Raw genomic sequence first — 16,369 nt, forward strand, 5'->3', positions numbered from 1 at the left:
GTCCGCTCCTGAGTGCGCTCGTTCATGAGCGGGTCGGCAGTTGAGGGTGCTGGGCGGAACCTTAGGGGTCTACTGCCTGGTAGGTGGGTTGTTCCCCGTCCGGGCCGCCGAAACCCGGAGCGAGTCGTGCCGGGACGTGCTGGAATGCCCGGGAAGATCTTCTGCCAGCAGGGCGTCTGGCCGGACGGGTGCAGGTTCAGGCCGCGGACTGCAGAGGGCTGCGGAGTCCGCGGGCGAGGTTTCTGGCGAGCGTGGCGGCCTCGATGGCGCCGGTTGGTCCGGGATTGGCTTCGATGGTGCGGATGAAGGCGGAGCCGACGATGACGGCATCGGCGAAGGAGCCGGCGACCGCGGCTTGTTCTGGGGTGGAGACGCCGATTCCGACTCCGATGGGGAGCGGTGTGATGCCGCGCAAGCGGTCGACGAAGGTGTTAAGCCCGGGGTGGAGGGGGCCTTGCGTGCCGGTGACGCCTGCGGTTGCGGGCGCGTAGATCATGCCGCTGCCGGCGCCGCACAATCGGGCCAGGCGTTGATCGGTGACGTTGGGGGCGACGACGAATACGGTGTTCAGGCCGTGCTCGTGTGCGGCTCGCAGCCAGTCAGTGGCTTCCTCGACGGGCAGGTCCGGGATGATTGCCGCAGCTCCGCCCGCGGCGGCCAGGCGGCGGGCGAAGCGCTCGGGTCCGTACCGGTGGACGGGCTGCCAGTAGGTCATGACCAGGAGCGCGGCGGTGGAAATGGCGGCCAGCTCGCGGATCGTGGTGAACACGTCCTCGATGCGGAAGCCGGCCTGGAGCGCCTGTGCGTTCGCGTGCTGAATGGACGGTCCGTCCATCATCGGGTCCGAGAACGGCAGACCCACCTCGATCACGTCCGCGTAGGTGGCCAGCAGCCGGAAGGTGTCGAGGCTCTGGTCGAGCGTGGGGTAGCCGGCCGGAAGGTAGACAGCGAGGGCGGCCCGCGATTGAGCCCGGGTCGCGCCGAGGACCTCCTCGAGCCGGGATGTACGGATCTCGGAAGAGGTCATCACAGTCCTTCGACGGCGGGCGCGGCCCGGGGCTCGGTTGGCCCGGCAGACCGAGCACGGGACTGCGGGGTAGGCGTGGCTTGGAACTGGTGGCAAAGTGCTGACGTCGGCGGAGTGGCCCTGGCCGTCGGTGTTCCGGTCCGGCGGGAGGTTCCGTCGCCCAGGCCGCGGGTGGAGCCGCGGCGATCGGTTCGGTGATCCGCGCGAGGGGACGGGTGAGCGTCGCTCACGGCGGCCCGGGGTCCGCGAGAGGGGCCGGGCCGCCGTGGCGCCGTCCCGGGCTGTACGGGGTGACAGCCGGGAGTCCTGGGGTCGCGCGAGCGCGCCGACGGCGGGGCTGGGGCGTGTGCGCAGGCTCTGCCCGCGGCTACTGGCCGGCCGGGGATGGCCTGCGTGGGGCGGGTGCTCAGTCGAGTTGCATGGGGATGCTGATGTAGCTGCGGGAGACCCAGCCGGTTTCGCCCTTGTGTGCGCCGGAGGAAGGCTTGACGTAGCCCCAGTTGCCCTTGTAGCAGGCGTAGTAGATCCGGGTGTTCTTCGAGAGCTGGCCCTTGGCGGTGTAGCCCGTGCCGGGTCCGGTGCGGAACATGACGGTCGCGTCGACGTAGGTGTTGAGCTTCGCCGAGTGGGTGCAGGTCTTGGAGGTGGTGGCGGCGCTGGCGGTCGATGCCGTGGCGACGGCCCCGCCGAGGAGCAGTGCACCGGCGGTGTTGGCGGTGGCGATGCGGCGGGTGAGGGCGTTCATGTGTGCTCTTCCTGGTGTCGTCGTTGGCCGGCGGGCGCGCCGGTCGCGTGGGGCGTATGCCGGGACGGAGGACGGGGCGGGCGCGGGGAACTCAGGAGCACGGCACTTCATGCCTTGTTCCGGTGTCGATCTTTGTCGCGGGCGGCTGGGGTAGCCAGGTGCGGTTTCTTCCGTCAGTTGGCCTTCCGGAATCCGTTCACCAGGAAGCTCGCTTGCAGGAAAGTCGGTTTCCGGTTGGTGAGGTGACGGGGACTCCGGACTGTCAGGAGACGGCGGCAGTTCCGCTCAGGCCCCAAGCCTTCGATCCCTTGCCGTCGTCGGCGATATCGACGTAAGCGGTGGCGTCAGCGGTCCAGGATTTCTTCTTGGTCTTTACGTACGCCTCTCCGTATCCGCTGGCGCCGGTGGCGAAGGTCTTCGATCCGCTGTTGGAGTTGTTGACTTCACCGCTGATCGTGCGCTCCTCGCAGATCCCGTAGCTGCAGTTCTGGACTTTGGTCGATCCGTGCTCGGCGCGCATCAGGATGGAGAAGTCGTTGAAGCGTTTGCCCCCGGTGTAGAAGGAGTTGCCGGTCCAGGAGGCCTTGTTCACCACGCCTTGTAGTAGCGGTAGCCGCCACTGGATCCGGTGTACTTGATGCAGATGTTGACGCTGACCTTCACGTCCGGCTTGCCGGGCAGGTTGAAACTCTTCGTGCTGGTCTTGCAGTGGGTGGTGGTCGCGGCCTGCGCCGGCCAGGGCGAGACCGCCTGCGAGGATCGTGGAGGCGGTCAGAGCGGTCGCGGCGGCTGCGCGGGCGATCTTCACGTGGGTGCTCCTGGAGAAGGGGAGAAGGGGCGGTCCAGGAGGTCGCGGCGTCATAGGGCGGCGCGCACGGCCACTCCTGGCGGTCGGCAGGTCGAGGTAAGGGCCGCGATTCGGGCCCGTACCTCAGTGATCTCCGATACTTCTTCGGCTGACCTTGCGTGCGCCAGGATCAGGTTCTTCCTGAAGGCGAACCGCCTGAGAGACAAGTTCCTGATCGGTTTCTTCAGGAAGTTGCGTTTCCGGAATACCCGAAGCGACAGTCGGACGGCTCCGGGGCACCCGCTGCTTACCCGAGAATTCGGGAGCGCGCTTCGAAGGACTCGCGATGCATTGCGCTTGGGCCGCGCGTCAGGTGTAACCGCGCCCGGTGGAGCGGGGCACGTGGCAACTTGACCTGGTGCCCGTGTCCGGCTTCTGACACGGCGCACTTCGCGGTGCGCTCCTTCAGCCGTACGCGCGACAGGAAGCAGACATGTTCAACAGACGCTGCGGTACCCGTCCGTTGACGCCGGTCGTCCGGCCGCCGCGCGTGACCGAGACTCCCCGCGACGAGGATCCGGCCACCGTAGACCCGGCGGTCGTCTCCCGGGCTGCCCGCCTCCGGACGGACCTGTTTGAGGCGGGCATCGACCTCGAGCGGCCTTCCGGGCCGGCGCCCGCGTGGTTTACCTCGTTCGCCCGGCATCCGGCTTCCCGCGTTCTGACTCCCCAAGAACAGGGTGAGCTCAGCTCCCATCTGGCGGCCCTCCCGGCCGACGCCGTGCTCACCGACGCCGCGTGCGAGAGGGTCGTGCAGCGGATCCGTAGCCTCGCCGCCGTGCGGGAGCTGAAGCCGCAGGGCATCGACCCGTGTTCCCGGGGAGGGGGAGGGGGATCTCCTCGACATGCCCGCCGCCTCGCTGCGCCGGCTCGGCGACTACGTGCGACAGCACCTCGCCGGCATCGAGGCGCCGGACCGGCCTACGCCGGGGACCTGCATACCTGAGGCCGCCGACCACGACGGCCGCGTGCTGAGCGGATGCCGTCGCAGCTGTCAGGGCGCGAATGTCCGGAGGTGATCAGGAGATGAGTACGGACACGCCCAACGCCCCGACCAGCATGAACGGACCATAGGCGACCTGCTCGCGCCGGCCCCGCCCCGCCAGCAGCAGTCCCACGGCGGACACAGCGCCGACGGCGAAGCCCGCGGCGGTTCCCCACAAGACCGTCTGCCAGCTGCTCCAGCCTAGAAGCGCGCCGATGGCGGGAGCCAACTTCACATCTCCCAGGCCCATGCCCGCGAACAGCGACAGGAGAAGGAAGACCGCGGTGACGAGGGCTGCCGCGGCAACCGCGCGGCCGATCCCGCCGGGCTCGCCCGCCACAGCGGCTCCCGCGAGAAGCAGGAGCGTCCCGGCAGCAGCCGGAAGAGTCAGGACGTCGGGAAGGCGCCGCACGGCAAGGTCGATCATCGTGAGGGCGATTCCGCAGGCGGCGAGCCAGTACTGCGCGGCGGCCACCCACCCGCTCGCGCCGCCGACGGTGATCACCGCGAACGCCACGGCGCCCAGCAGCTCCACCGATCCCGCGGCCGGCCCGATCCGCTCTCCGCACGCCGGGCAGCGCCCCGACGGCGGCAGCGCGGGGAGCCGCCGCGGGCCGAGGAGCTCGCTGGTGCAATTCGGGCAGCCGCGGCGCGAGCGCGCGGGAGTGGGGACCGACCGGGCGAACACCAGCGGCCTGACTGCTGCGCCGACTATCGCCCCGATGAGACAGGAAGCAGCGACGCTGAGGAGGGACATCACGAACTCCTTGCACCCGGCCCGGGCCCCAACGGCCCGCTGCCGGTCGACATCGACCCTAGACGAGCAGGTCCCGACGGCATCGGTCAGCCGGCGCGGCATCGCGGGATGATCACGCGCCCGGCGGCCGTGGCGCCGGGGAGCGGTTACGCGTGGACGTCGGACGGCGTCATGTCCTCACGAATACGCAGGTAGCGCACCGGATGCCGGTACCGGCCCCCGTCGACGGCGGTGTCGCCGGCGAACTCGGCGACGAGCTCGGGCACGACGGGATGGAAGGCCAGCGGCTCGGAGGTTCCCCAGCCGGCGGAGAAGCGGAGGCCGCGCCAGGGGTGGCTGGGCCCAGCAGCGTGAAGTGCCGCGCCCAGCCGAGCCGAGGCGCTGCGCGACAAAGGAGTGGAGCGGGCGATCAGGCGCAGTCGGCCGGCGCCGTCCGGGTCGGGGGATCCGAGCAGGAGCGTCTGGGGCGCGCGCACCGCTCCGGTGACCGCCGCGATGATCCCTTCGGCTGTAGTCCGCGAGCGCGCCTTCAGCCAGCCGCGTTCACCCGGACGGTACCGACCTCCGGAGTCCTTGATCATCGCGCCTTCGACGCCCACCGCCCCCCAGGCCGGGTCCAGCCACGTCCGGGCGATGTCCTGGTCGGTGGTCTGGGGGGACAGAGCCCACGGAGCGGACAGCCGCCGGCTGGTGAACAGCTCCTCCAGCAGGGCCCGCCGCCGGACCAGGGGCTGGTCCATCAAGACGGTGCCGGACAGCTCAAGCAGGTCGAAGACGACGAGGTGTGCCGGGCTGGTGGCCGCGGCCCGCTCGGCCGACGGGCCCCGGCGCCGTGCCCGCTGCTGCAGGGCCGCGAAGTCGAGTCCCGAGCCTGCCCAGACCACGAGCTCGGCGTCCAGGACGGCCTCGACGCCGAGCTGGGAGGCGGCCCGCACGATCTCCGGGAACGCCGGTCCCAGATCCGCACCGCGGCGGGACTGGACGAAGGGTGCGGACCGCGCGAAGACCAGAGCCCGGAAGCCGTCGACCTTCTGCTCGTAGACCAGGCGTCCGGCCGCCCCGGGGCGGGGAAGGCTGTCCACGGGCCGGGCCAGCATCGGCTGGAGCGGGGGCGAGAGATGCACCCTTCCGTCCTACGCGATCCGGACGGGCTTCGCCCGCGCACGCTCAGGTGGCGGCCACCGCGGCCGCGGTGTCGGCACTGCCGTCCCCGGCGAGGAACTCGCGGGCGCCGCGGAGCCGGGTCCGCAGCCGCTCCTGCGTCGCGCGGCTGTCGAGGCGTACGACCAGGGGGCCGGGCAGGGAGGTGTCGGCTCGCCGTCCGGCCGGCAGCCGACCGGCGTCGAGCCCTTGGCTGTGAGCGATGAGCACGCCCAGGTCGTGGCGGCTCACGGCGTCCGGGCCGGCGAGATGGAACACCCCGGCCGCGTCGGACAGCGCGATCTCCCACAGGGCTGCGGCCAGGTCCGCGACATGTACCGGGCAGCGGATGTCGTCGCTGAACAGGACCCCCGCACGCCTCCCCGCCGCCAGGCCGTGCACCATGCGTTCGTGCTCGGACTGGCCCTGTCCGATGATCAGAGAGGTGCGGGCGACAGCAGCGCCCGGCGCCGCCAGCCGCACCGCCGTCTCGGCGGCGGCCTTCGCCGCGCCGTACGGGGTGAGCGGATCGGGCAGGCGGCTCTCGTCGTAGCGGTCGGCCGACCCGGAGAACACCGCGTCGCTGGAGACATGGATCAGCCGGCAGTCCCGCTCGGCTGCGGCCAGCGCCACCCTGGCAGCTCCGTCGGCGGTGACCGCCCAGTCGGACTTGCCGCTCGACGCGTTGACGACCACCGAGGGGGCCACGTCGGCCATCACCCGCGCGATGTGCACGGGCTCGCGCAGGTCGAGCTGGTGCCAGGCAGCGGCGGATGCCTCGTCGGGCCGGGAAGCGAAGGTCGCGGCCGTCTCCAGGCCCGCGGCGGCGGCCTGGCGCACCAGTTCGGAACCGAGGAATCCGCTGCCACCGATAATCAGCACGGTCATGGTCCGACACGGTAGCGAACACGCGTCGCCGACAGGCCGGAACTCCGCCGCGCCTGCCCCCAGTCCAGGCCGAGGCGATGTGAGGCGGCCCTGACCAGCGAAGAGACGCAAAAATCGAACATGTGATCCAATTATGGGTATGGGGCAGCTTCCCTTCCCCCACGACCTCCTCCAGGCCCAGATCGCCTGGCATCGCGCCTACGCCGCCCTGGCGGATGCCCCGGCGGGGCCGCACACCACGGCGCAGCGCCGCCGGCTGCTGCGTCTGTCCGTCCGCGTCTTCTGGCACCCGTACTGGTCCGACCCGCCCAGCCCGGCCCGGCGCGAGGAACTCCGGCGGCAGGCCAGGGCGCTGGAGCCGGACGCCGGGGCGTAGGCGGGAACGGTGAGCGAGCGCGTCGCGTCTCCGCACGCACGGATCATGCTGGTCCTTCCCGACGAGCAGACCGGGAGGTCCGCCTGTATGAGAAGGACAACCGCCCGCGGGCATCCGTGGAGGTGCCGCATCGGCGTGCCCTCATGGGTCGCCACGGAGGATGGCGTCGCGCGCGGCGGCGGTTGAGGTTCTCACCCCCGCGCTCGACCCGGGCCAAGGCAACCGATAGACAGGCCAGCGTGGTTGTGGGACAGAGGGACGCCGTTCAGCCTGACGGCTCCGCGTACGACGTGACGATGGCCAGGGTCTGGCCGCTGCCGATCTGCTCGATCACGCGTGCCGCGTCGCCGTGCGTGGCGGTGAAGTGGAAGACACGGCCCACAGCCCGCGCGGTGTCCCGCCACTGAGCTGAGGCGGGCAGGCAACCGTCGTACCAGAACAGGCTGTCGGGCTGCTGGACCGTGAAGGTGTCCCCGGTCAGGGTGGCCGACCACCCGGGTGACGGCTCTGCCCATCCGGCGAAGTCGTCTGTCGGGACCCAGCCGATGCGCAGGGCCTGCTTCAGGAGCACGTCGCCCTCGATCAGCGAGCCGTCGACGTCGACCTCTTGGATGATCAGGGCCGGCACGTAGACAACGGCGGCGACCTCGGGCCCCAACAGGTAGGCGTGCGCCGCCATGTCGAGCGGGGGAAGCCCCTCGGCAGTGGTGCTCACGAACTCCAGCACAGGAACACTCCTTCGGACGGGCCCTCGGCTCCGCGCCGCACGCGCGGGCTGTGCCAGGCACACCGCACCGTCATGCCCGAGCCGGTTCGTCGCCGACGTCGACGAGGAGGAAGGTACCGCCGGACGCCTCGTGGAGGGACATCGACGCCGACGACTTCCCGGGACCGCCGGCCTCGATGTCGGCCGGGCGGACGGCCGGTGCGGGTCGGCGGCTCGCCATGGCGCCCATGACGTCTGCGCAGTCGGCCAGCACCAGGTCGCGCGACCAGGGGCTCATGTCCTGCTCCATCGTGTGTCCTTCCTCGCTGTACGACGGCCAGAGGCAGTCACCGCTGCCCGGCAGTCTGCCACCACGAGCTGACAGCCGGGCCCGTCCAGGTGTCTCGGCAGGCTGTACCGCTCAGCAGCCGTACCGCGCGAGTACGGCCCGGGTCGCCTGGTCGAGCGGCCGAAGGGGTTGCGTGCCGTGGTCTTCTGCGGGCCCCAGGCGCAGCGTCGTCACACCACTGATCGGAGTGACCACCAGCGTGCGGTCGTTGACCTGTGACTGGATGGCGTCGGTGCGGTAGGGGCTGCCCGCCAGGCATCCATCGCCTGACCTCCGCTCGTACCGCTCGTACGGTCCCGCGAAGAAGTGGCCCGCCAAGGGGCCTTGCACCTGCCACACCACGATCGCGGCGAGCCCGGCGGCTATCCCCGGGAGCGCCGCGCTCCAGCCGGGACGCCGGAGCAGCTTCGGCACGGCCCGGTAGAGACAGAGGCCGCCGAGGCCCACCAGCAGCCCCGTCGCCGTGAACGCCCAGGTGAAGTACGAGAGGAGTCCGGCCGCGTTGGCGAAGGTCAGCGGAAGCGCTGCGCAGGCCAGCAGCAGCAGCGACAGCCCGCATACGGTGACCGCTTGGAAGGCGTTGAGCTTGGCCGGCCACGCCGGGCGGGGCGCGATCAGGGCCTTCTCGCGGCCGACCCACCGCCCGGCGCCGCGCAGGCGGCCGGTGCGGCTCTCGCTGCTCGTACCAGTCGGGTGGTGATGTGCGAGGAGAGCCAGAACAGCGTCGCCGAAGGCGAGGGCCCGCTCGTGCACCGCGAACTCGTCCGTTTTGAGCTGCCCGGCCTCGGAGTTCCGGGCGGGCTGGATCCGCAGGCCCGTGCCGCGGGCGGCGAAGGCGAGGTTCAGGGGGTGTCCGGGGTCGGGGAAACCGGGCAGCGTCGGAGCCGTGCGTCCGCCTCGTCCGACGGCCAGGTCCATGGGACTGCTCCCGGGTGTGGGGAGGAACCTCTCGTACATCTGCGGGTGCCGCCGGTGGCCGTGCAAGCTGGCCCGCAGGGCCTCGGCCTGCACGGCCACCCTGTCGAGCAGCGGATCGGACGGGGCGCTACGCATCCGCTGCAGCATGGCCTGGCCGGGGATCGCCCGCCACACTCCGCCGAGCCGGCCCAGGCAGCGCTCTTCCCAGACGTCGCGGGCGGGACGCGGCCACATGCGGGCGATGGGCAGACGCCGCGGCGGGCGCGCACCGTCGAGGTGGGCGCGCAGCAGGACGAGGGCGCTGCGAAGGTAGTCGGTCTCGGCTGCGTAGTGGACGGCGATCGCAGTTTTCCTGGCCCCGCGTGCCGCGTCGACGCCGAGGTCGTCGACGCGGTTGGCGGAGGCCCGGGCCGCGCCGCCTTGGGCCTGAAGATCGGCGATCGCCTGCTCCCAGCGGCCGCGGCTCATCATGCTCCCCCTGCGTGGGCGATGTCGTTTCGGCACGAGGCTACCGGTCGGCACCGACACCGGCGCAGAGCCCGCGGTCCGGCCGGTGCCCCGACTTGGTCAGCCGGACCGTCGCTCAGGCGGCCTGAGCGGTGTCAGCAGGCTGCACCGACCAGTCCAGGTCGAGGTAGCCGGCGCCCTCCTTCTCGATGATCGGTCCGTACTGTTTCTCCAGCCGCAGGTACTCGTTGTGTCCGGACCGCGGGTTCTTGTAGCGGGCCCACCGGCCCAGGTCCGCCTTGTCCAGCGCGAGGCCAGCCAGTTGGTGAGCGAGGTAGATGCGCTCGGCGAGCTGGCGCGGCTTCTCGTCCTTGGGAAGTGCGGAGAGGTCGATCTGCGCGCGCTGCCGCTCACGGACGTCGCCGTCACCCGCTCCGGGCGCCGGCCGGCCGTGCTCAGCTTGGATCTCGTCCTCGTAGCCGTCGCCCTCGTCGTCGGCCTCTCCGTCGTCGCCGGGCTCAGGATGGGAGCCGCCCCGGCCGCTGCGCCCGTCCGGCGGGGCCGCCTTCTCATCGCGTGCATCCGGCTCCTCATCCCGGATGTCCCCGCCTGCGGTCTGCGACTCCTCCTCTTCTGCCCGCGCGCCGGACTGCGGGTGTACGGGGGGCGGAGCGGCCGGCGCAGCCGCAGCGGGCACTGCCGCGGTGACGGGCTCGGGCCGCTGCGCTGCCGGGGCAGGCCGTTCGGCAGGAGGGGCCGGTGGCTTGAGCGGACCGGGCAAGGCGGGCTGCTGCGTCACGGGCACCGCAGCGCTGCCCTCGCCGGCCGCCGGCCGCCGGGTACCAGCATCCCGCGCGGCCAGGACGTCCGCCGTCCCGCCGCTCTGCCGTGCCGGGACGGCGGGCGGGTCCGGCAGATCTGCGGCCACCGGGGGGCCGGATGCGGGGACGGGGGCCGGCTCGTCGCCGGTGCTCGGCACCAGAACGTGCCGGGATCCGGTCACCCGCACGTTGTCGACGGTGGCGAGCAGCTCCTTGCGCCACGCCTTCCACATCCGCACGGGGGACCCGATGGGCCAGGGAAGCCACAACAGCAGGCTGTAGCCCCGCTCCTCATCACCCCTGCGCCGCTTCTGCCTGCCCATGATCACCTGTTCGATCTTGAACAGGAGCATCTCGAGCAGTACCGCGTACTCCAGCGGCGGCACCACGGCGAGGAACGCGCCGCTGAAGCCTGCCTCGGGCGCGTGCAGCAGATTCATCTGTGCCGAGGCCGCGACGAAGGCGAACAGCAGCAGCCTGGTGATCCCAGAAGAGCGGAGGGAGAGCGCTTCGAAGAACCGGATCAGGCTGAGGCTCAAGGCCCCGGCGTCGAGCAGCATCGCGAACAGGGTGGCCGCGTCCCAGTCGCCGCCGTTGTGCGCGTGGGCGTACTCGCGCTGAGCCCCGAAGCTCAGCCAGGCCGCGATGCCCGCCAGGACGAACATCATCAGGCAGCCGACGGCCAGGGACGTCACGGCCAGTCGGCGCTGCCAGGACTGGCGTCGCTGGAGGGCGAGTTGGTCGCGTTCCTCGGTGGTCGCGGTCTGCTCGCTGCTGCGGCGCCGGTGTCCGAGGACCATGCCGGTGGTGGCCACGGCGCCGATCCCGGCGATGGTGAGGCCGCCGGGCAGAGCCAACTGCGAAAGATCCATCACCGGCCTCCTCCTGAAGCGCGAACAACTCTGCCGGCGACCGCCCGTACGGCGGTGCCGGCGCGCGGGACGGCTGGGCGGTGCCGGCGGGGGATCATGCGCGTGTGCTCCTTTGTCGGATGATCGGCCGAGGAAGGCCCTCGCTCTCTACAGGTCCGTTCCAGCGGCCCGGTGTGACAGCGGGCCGGGGCGAATGCGGTGTGGCAGGTCATGAAGCGGCGGATCCGAGTGCTGTGGAGTGGGCGTGTTCGCCCTTCAGGAGCGTGCGCAGGAGGCCCACCGTCTCGGGCGAGGAGTCGCAGCCCTCTTCGGTGTTGATGCGGGCCAGCTGGTGGGCGGCGCGCTTGAGCCCGTCCTCGTCTCCCATCTCGTGGCAGATGGTGAACAGGTCGCGGTAGAGCAGTTCGGACTGCGCGTCGACCATGAGGCCCTTGGTGACGGCCTGGGCGGCGGCGCGGTAGTCGCGCAGGTGGCGGCGCCGTTCGGCCAACTCGTGGGCGACATCGACGATCGCGCTGATCATCTCCTGGATGTCGGCCTCGGCCCAGGTGTACTTGGCGGGGTCGACGTCGGCGAAGGGGCGGCCGCGGACCAAGGCCAGGGCCTGGGCGAGCGCGACGTCGGCATCCTGCCCGTCGTGGTGCATGCCCTGCTGGTACAGGTCCTGGAACTGGCCCCAGTCGGAGGTGACCTGGTCGCTGAAGCGGTACACGCCGCCCTTGATCGGGGGCAGGTAGGCGGCCTGCGCGTCCCCGGCCGGCAGCAGTGGATCGCGGCCCACCCACGCACGCAGTTTGCTGATTGCCGAGTTGCGGGAGTCGGCGAGCGTGCGCATGCCCGGCCAGATGGCGTCGTCGAGGTCCTGGCGGTGCAGTCCCGGATGGAGCACCAGCCAGGCCGCGATCTCTTTGAGCGCGTTGCGGCGGTTGCTCTCCACCCGGCCGAGCGTCCCCACCAGGTCCACCGGTCCGAGGACGTGGATCTGGGGCGCTGCCGGAGGTTCGGGCGGTGTGGCCAGGGCGGCCAGCACGGTGGAGGTCGCCGCGCTGGGCCGGGGCACGATGCGTCGCTCTGCCGGGGCGGCGGCAGGCCCTTGCGGCTGGCCGAGCGCGGCTGAGGACAGGCCCGACTCCGTGCTGTCCTCGTCGGCGTCGGCGTCATCCGCGGTCTGCGGGGCGACGTCGTCCTGTTCGGCCAGCACCTCGCTCAGCGCGGTGTCGAACTCGTCGGCGGACGCGGGCTTCCCCCAGACGGCGCCGTCCAGCGCGGAGCCCTCCTCCTCCGGCTCGTCCCCGTCCAGTGCGCTGTCGGCCACCATCGCCTCGGCGTCGTCGGGCTCGTCGGCGTAAGCGTCGTTCCAATCCTCCTGCGCCGGGCCGGTGTCGGCGTCGGCAAGGGCGTCGGCCGACAGGGCGCTGCCGGAGTCGTCCTGCTCGGGAAGGGAGGCTGCCGTGCTGTCGAGGGCGGGGGAGTAGGACGGTGCCAGGGAAGCGAAGCTCGGCAGCGCGCTCGCCAGGTCCCCGCCCCCTGCGGCCGGCCGGCTGGTGTCTGCGGTGGGGCGGGCGGTGGTCTCGGGGGCCAGCGCGGAGTCCTCGGAGGCCGTGACGACGGTGTGTCGCGGACCGTTGTGGTCCGCCGGGCCCGTGTGACGGGTCCACGGCGGCGGCGCCACGTCGTCGGTGCGGCTGGAGGTGACCAGCAGCTGGACGAGCCGGTCGTAGGCGGCATCGTCGAGGTATTGCAGCCGTACGGCCAGGTCCAGGCCGGGCAGTTCGACAGCGGTGCCGGGCTGCGCGGGAAAAGTCCACGCCCCGGGCAGGTCCAGTTGCGCACCGGCCGCGGTGACGACCGCGACCGAGGTGCGGGGACGGGAGGAGAGCAGGTCCTCGAGCACGGCGGTCGACGGGCCGGTCGGCGCGTCGGTGGCGACCAGGATGCGGGGGATCCAGGAGTCTCCCGAGGTCTCCTCGCTCAGCCGGGCTCCGCGCAGGTGATCGTGGCCGCCGTCGGTGAGGGCATCCCGCTGGAAGGCGTCGTGCGCCTGGAGCTCGGCGACGGCCTCGCCGAGCTCCGTGTGGTGGTCGATCTGGTCGGGATAGAGGGTCTGCAGGTCGCTTCCGGCGCCGGCGAGGACGACCTGGGTGGCGGGTGCGAGCTTGGAGGAAGCCAGTTCCACGGCGAGCGCGAGCGTGACCGCGCGGACGTCGGCCGGGCTGCCGTCCAGGCGCAGCAGGCCGATGGTTTCCAGGTCGACCAGGACCGGGTCGCCGTCCGCGGTCTCGCCCAGGCTGACCAGAGCCGGGTAGGGGGGAGTGATGTCGGCGGCCTGGTCCGCCTCCAGCAGGGCGGCGCCGCGGGCCGGGCACCACCACACCGTCGGGAGGTTCTCGCGTTCGGTGAACGGCTCGACAGGGGGAACGGCGGCGGCCAGGTGCAGTTCCACTCCTCGCGCGGTGATGCGCATGGCCTCGACCTCGGGCAACGGGCGTCCGCTCTGGCGGCAGTTGGCGGCCAGCGTGCGCAGGGCCCGGTCGGCGAGCAGGGTTCCGGTGATGTCGGAGGCCACGCGCAGCTGCTTCTCGAAGTCCGCGACCGCCCCGCTGGGCATGGGGATGCGCCGCTTCGCGCGACGCCGGCGCTGCTGCCGGGCCCGGCGGGTGGCGATGACGGCGAGGACGGCGGCCGCCAGGATGCTCCCGGCCGCTGCGACGGTCTTCACGCTCTGCTCGCCGGAGCCGGAGTCCTGTTGGGGGGCGGCTTCGGCCGGTGTGTGAGGCGCAGCCGGTGTCCGGTCGGACGGCTGTGCGGACTCGCGGGGCGCCGGCATCTGGGTGGCCGGCGCGTCCGGGCGGGCCGTCGGCTTGCCGCCTCCCTGATCGCCCTCCTTGTCCTGGCCGTGCTGTGCGGGTGCTTGCTCGTGCTGCCCGCTGCCCTGCTGCTCGCCACCGCTGCTGTGGTTGGGCGCGGGCTCTTCGCGCGGCGGGGTCGGCGGGTCCGTACGGTCGCCGGCGTCGCCATGGGTTGTGGGGATCTTCAGCTGCCAGCCGGGGTAGATCTTGTCCGGGTCGGTCAGGGTGCGGCCGTCGGGCTGGCGGACGTGGTCGTTGGCCTCGGCGATCGCGGGATAGTCGTGGGCGTCGCCGAGTTCGTCCTTGGCGATCGACGACAGCGTCTCGCCGGGCCGGACGGTGTGCTCGGTGTCGTGGGCGGCGGCGGTGCCGCCGGTCTGGGTCTGCACGCCGCTCTCGTCGGCCGAGGACGCGGGCTGGGCGTCGGAGGGCAGCCGCAGTGTCCACCCGGGCTGGAGGACGGTGGCGTCTTCGGTCAGGTGGGAGCCGTCGGCTTGTGTCACGCCCTGGTTGGCCTCGACGATCTCGCGCCACCGCAGACCGTCGCCCAAGCGCTGCTCGGCGATGTCCCACAGGGTGTCGCCTGCCCTGACGTGATGGACCGGGCCGGTGTGCGCGGCGGCCGGGGCGGCGTTCGTGTGCCCGGAGGCGGCCGTGGCGGCAGCCGGAGCGGCCGAGACGTGGCTGGCCGAGGCGGTAGCCACGTGGGGGGCGGCCGACGCGGGGGAGGCGAACGCACCACTGGTCGGCAGCAGGAGGATGATCCCGCCGACCAGGGTGCCGGCCAGCCGCTGCGTTCCGCTGAGCATCCGCAGCTTGGGCGCCTTGCGCTGGCGGACGATGAACACCGCTTCGAGCGCGACCGACACAGCGAACGACAGCCACCCGTACCAGCCGATCAGGGTGATCGCGCCGAGGAAGAGCTGACCGGTGTCCTGCTGGGTCAGTGCGCTGACGATCTCGTGGCCGGAGGGCATGTGATGGGGCAGGACCCCGATGTGGAACAGGACGTACGGGACGGCCGCCAGCAGGACCAGGAGGGCCGCCAGACTGACCAGGCCGCGGGCGAACGCGGCGGGTTTGCTGCGTGTGTTCATGTCTACCCCCGGTAGACCAGGTCGGCGTGGCCGGTGCCGGTCACGGACCAGTTGCCGCCCGGCAGGAAGACGGGGGAGTAGGTCTCGTTCACGGTCACGGTCAGGGACGCTCCGTCGTCGCTGACCTGCACGCTTCCGGTGGCGCCCGCGCGGGCGAGGTAGGAGCGGGCGGCTGCCACGGCCGCGTTGCGGTCGACGACGACGCCTTCGCCGGAGATGGCTTTGCCCGCGTCGATGGCTTGCCCGCCGGCTCGGGCGGCTTCGCCTGCCACGCCCTCGGCGTTGTTCAGGGCCCGTAGCTTGCCGCCGCCGTCGACGACCAGGGCGGCGACGGCGAACAGGCCGACGATCGTCACCAGGACGAAGAGCGACAGCGCGCCGTTGTCCCGCCGCCACCAGCGCGGGTGCGCGGCGGCCGGCGGGGACGCGGGGGTGGGGCGGGCGGCGGTCATGGGTTCCTGTTTCAGTCGCGCTGGCGGTAGGAGTCGATCGAGCTGGTGAAGCTGGAGGTCAGGGTTTTGGCGCCGGGCAGGCCCGGCAGCCCGATGTCGGACAGCCGTACGGTGCAGCGTACGGTGGCGGTCGTGGTGGCGGGTGTTCCCAGGGGTGCGTTGAACCCGTCGGTGGTGATGTCGACCGAGACCGCGGTGCACGACAGGCCCTGGTCGCGGAGACCTGCTCGCGCGTCGGCGGTTCCGGCGCTGCGCGCCGCGCCCGCGTCGCGTTCGAGGGACGCGGCCCGGGCGGCGTTGCGTGCGGCTGTGTCGACGGCGTTGCCGGAGGACTGGATGCGGCCGAAGGCGACGATCAGCAGCAGCACCATGATCAGTACCGGGAAAAGGATCATGGCTTCCAGTGACAGTGCCCCGTCGTCGCGGGCCAGTTGCCTGCGTAGGGCGGTGGTGATCACTACGGCTCCGTGATGCGTTCGGTCGCGGCCTGGGCGTGCTGGCTGATGGGCAGCGTCAGGCCGGGGATCAGAGTGTCGACGTGCCCGGTGACCGTGATCCGCACGGTCTGTCCCCGGGTGCCGCTGACGTGCGCGCCGGAGATGCTGCCTCCCGCACGGTTGAGGAAGTCCTGGGTCTCCCGGGTGCCGGCGCCCAGGGTCGAGTCGCGGCCGCGGGCCGCCTCGACCCCCTGCTGCGCTGCGGACAGCGCCACGTTGCGCGCGTGCCACCACAGGCCGGCGTGGACCGTCAGCATGATCAGGAGCAGCACGACGGGGAAGATGACCAGCAGCTCCAGGGACAGGGCGCCGCGGTCCCGGGCCGCGCTGCGGGCAGCGACGGCCCGGGCCCACCGGCGCACCCGCCGTCCGGAGTGCGTCACTTGATCTCGCCGGCCTTCTCGTTGACCTTCAGCAGCAGCACGCCGGCTGCGACGACGGCGATGCCCACGAGGGAGCCGACGATGATCATCGCTTCGATCGACAGGCCGCCGCGGTCCTGTTCCGTCAGGGCGCGCAGCTTGATGACTTCCGCGCGGGCGCGGGCGACGAGGAGGCTGAGGATGGGGTCGTTGAACTGCATGGTGCGTCCTTGT

At 71.9% G+C, this 16,369-nt stretch carries 16 protein-coding genes; 1 reads left to right on the top strand and 15 read right to left on the bottom strand.

Annotated elements, in window-relative coordinates; translation table 11 throughout:
- Positions 1-196: 196 nt before the first annotated feature.
- From trpA to RLT57_RS31655, 6 genes are all read right to left on the bottom strand, one after another.
- Positions 197-1,027, bottom strand: coding sequence for a tryptophan synthase subunit alpha (trpA, locus tag RLT57_RS31630; protein WP_311301109.1), 831 nt, complete (start codon positions 1,025-1,027; stop codon positions 197-199).
- A gap of 406 nt (positions 1,028-1,433) precedes the next feature.
- On the bottom strand, positions 1,434-1,772 hold the full coding sequence (locus RLT57_RS31635) for an SH3 domain-containing protein (RefSeq protein WP_311301110.1): 339 nt from the start codon (positions 1,770-1,772) through the stop codon (positions 1,434-1,436).
- Between the two features lie 262 nt (positions 1,773-2,034).
- Positions 2,035-2,580, bottom strand: coding sequence for a hypothetical protein (locus RLT57_RS31640; protein WP_311301111.1), 546 nt, complete (start codon positions 2,578-2,580; stop codon positions 2,035-2,037).
- Between the two features lie 1,058 nt (positions 2,581-3,638).
- On the bottom strand, positions 3,639-4,361 hold the full coding sequence (locus RLT57_RS31645; RefSeq protein ID WP_311301112.1) for an A24 family peptidase: 723 nt from the start codon (positions 4,359-4,361) through the stop codon (positions 3,639-3,641).
- Between the two features lie 146 nt (positions 4,362-4,507).
- Positions 4,508-5,485 (bottom strand): ATP-dependent DNA ligase, encoded by a 978-nt coding sequence (locus RLT57_RS31650; RefSeq protein WP_311301113.1) that lies wholly within the window; start codon positions 5,483-5,485, stop codon positions 4,508-4,510.
- Between the two features lie 43 nt (positions 5,486-5,528).
- Positions 5,529-6,389, bottom strand: coding sequence for an SDR family oxidoreductase (locus RLT57_RS31655; RefSeq protein ID WP_311301114.1), 861 nt, complete (start codon positions 6,387-6,389; stop codon positions 5,529-5,531).
- Between the two features lie 139 nt (positions 6,390-6,528).
- Here RLT57_RS31655 and RLT57_RS31660 point away from each other — a divergent pair, with 139 nt between their 5' ends.
- Positions 6,529-6,765 (top strand): hypothetical protein, encoded by a 237-nt coding sequence (locus tag RLT57_RS31660; RefSeq protein ID WP_311301115.1) that lies wholly within the window; start codon positions 6,529-6,531, stop codon positions 6,763-6,765.
- Positions 6,766-7,030: 265 nt separating this feature from the next.
- Here RLT57_RS31660 and RLT57_RS31665 read toward each other — a convergent pair whose 3' ends face one another.
- The 9 genes from RLT57_RS31665 to RLT57_RS31705 form a co-directional block, all read right to left on the bottom strand.
- Entirely contained in the window at positions 7,031-7,492 is a 462-nt protein-coding gene (locus tag RLT57_RS31665) for a hypothetical protein (RefSeq protein WP_311301116.1), read from the bottom strand.
- Positions 7,493-7,562: 70 nt separating this feature from the next.
- Positions 7,563-7,781: a hypothetical protein gene (locus RLT57_RS31670; RefSeq protein WP_311301117.1), complete on the bottom strand. Its 219-nt coding sequence runs from the start codon at positions 7,779-7,781 to the stop codon at positions 7,563-7,565.
- A gap of 111 nt (positions 7,782-7,892) precedes the next feature.
- The gene (locus RLT57_RS31675) at positions 7,893-9,209 is read right to left on the bottom strand and encodes a hypothetical protein (protein WP_311301118.1); all 1,317 of its coding nucleotides are present in this window, start codon (positions 9,207-9,209) and stop codon (positions 7,893-7,895) included.
- 112 nt (positions 9,210-9,321) lie between these two features.
- The gene (locus tag RLT57_RS31680) at positions 9,322-10,878 is read right to left on the bottom strand and encodes a DUF2637 domain-containing protein (RefSeq protein WP_311301119.1); all 1,557 of its coding nucleotides are present in this window, start codon (positions 10,876-10,878) and stop codon (positions 9,322-9,324) included.
- Positions 10,879-11,086: 208 nt separating this feature from the next.
- Entirely contained in the window at positions 11,087-14,824 is a 3,738-nt protein-coding gene (locus RLT57_RS31685) for a LysM peptidoglycan-binding domain-containing protein (protein ID WP_311301120.1), read from the bottom strand.
- Positions 14,825-14,826: 2 nt separating this feature from the next.
- Complete coding sequence (locus tag RLT57_RS31690) at positions 14,827-15,276, bottom strand: hypothetical protein (RefSeq protein WP_311301121.1); 450 nt, start codon at positions 15,274-15,276, stop codon at positions 14,827-14,829.
- Between the two features lie 11 nt (positions 15,277-15,287).
- On the bottom strand, positions 15,288-15,734 hold the full coding sequence (locus RLT57_RS31695; RefSeq protein WP_311301122.1) for a TadE/TadG family type IV pilus assembly protein: 447 nt from the start codon (positions 15,732-15,734) through the stop codon (positions 15,288-15,290).
- Entirely contained in the window at positions 15,734-16,156 is a 423-nt protein-coding gene (locus RLT57_RS31700; RefSeq protein WP_311301123.1) for a TadE family protein, read from the bottom strand. The genes RLT57_RS31695 and RLT57_RS31700 overlap by 1 nt, the downstream gene beginning before the upstream one ends.
- Complete coding sequence (locus RLT57_RS31705; RefSeq protein WP_311301124.1) at positions 16,153-16,356, bottom strand: hypothetical protein; 204 nt, start codon at positions 16,354-16,356, stop codon at positions 16,153-16,155. Before RLT57_RS31705 ends, RLT57_RS31700 begins: the two co-directional genes overlap by 4 nt.
- Positions 16,357-16,369 lie beyond the last annotated feature (13 nt).

Origin of the sequence: Streptomyces sp. ITFR-21, from assembly GCF_031844685.1 — a bacterium.
In the GTDB taxonomy this organism is placed as follows: domain Bacteria; phylum Actinomycetota; class Actinomycetes; order Streptomycetales; family Streptomycetaceae; genus Actinacidiphila.

Excerpts from the sequence above, each read along its gene's own strand:
- trpA (WP_311301109.1), bottom strand. The coding sequence starts at position 1,027 with ATGACCTCTTCCGAGATCCGTACATCCCGGCTCGAGGAGGTCCTCGGC.
- RLT57_RS31635 (WP_311301110.1), bottom strand. The coding sequence starts at position 1,772 with ATGAACGCCCTCACCCGCCGCATCGCCACCGCCAACACCGCCGGTGCA.
- RLT57_RS31645 (WP_311301112.1), bottom strand. The coding sequence starts at position 4,361 with ATGTCCCTCCTCAGCGTCGCTGCTTCCTGTCTCATCGGGGCGATAGTC.
- RLT57_RS31655 (WP_311301114.1), bottom strand. The coding sequence starts at position 6,389 with ATGACCGTGCTGATTATCGGTGGCAGCGGATTCCTCGGTTCCGAACTG.
- RLT57_RS31660 (WP_311301115.1), top strand. The coding sequence starts at position 6,529 with ATGGGGCAGCTTCCCTTCCCCCACGACCTCCTCCAGGCCCAGATCGCC.
- RLT57_RS31670 (WP_311301117.1), bottom strand. The coding sequence starts at position 7,781 with ATGGAGCAGGACATGAGCCCCTGGTCGCGCGACCTGGTGCTGGCCGAC.
- RLT57_RS31675 (WP_311301118.1), bottom strand. The coding sequence starts at position 9,209 with ATGATGAGCCGCGGCCGCTGGGAGCAGGCGATCGCCGATCTTCAGGCC.
- RLT57_RS31680 (WP_311301119.1), bottom strand. The coding sequence starts at position 10,878 with ATGGATCTTTCGCAGTTGGCTCTGCCCGGCGGCCTCACCATCGCCGGG.
- RLT57_RS31685 (WP_311301120.1), bottom strand. The coding sequence starts at position 14,824 with ATGAACACACGCAGCAAACCCGCCGCGTTCGCCCGCGGCCTGGTCAGT.
- RLT57_RS31690 (WP_311301121.1), bottom strand. The coding sequence starts at position 15,276 with ATGACCGCCGCCCGCCCCACCCCCGCGTCCCCGCCGGCCGCCGCGCAC.
- RLT57_RS31705 (WP_311301124.1), bottom strand. The coding sequence starts at position 16,356 with ATGCAGTTCAACGACCCCATCCTCAGCCTCCTCGTCGCCCGCGCCCGC.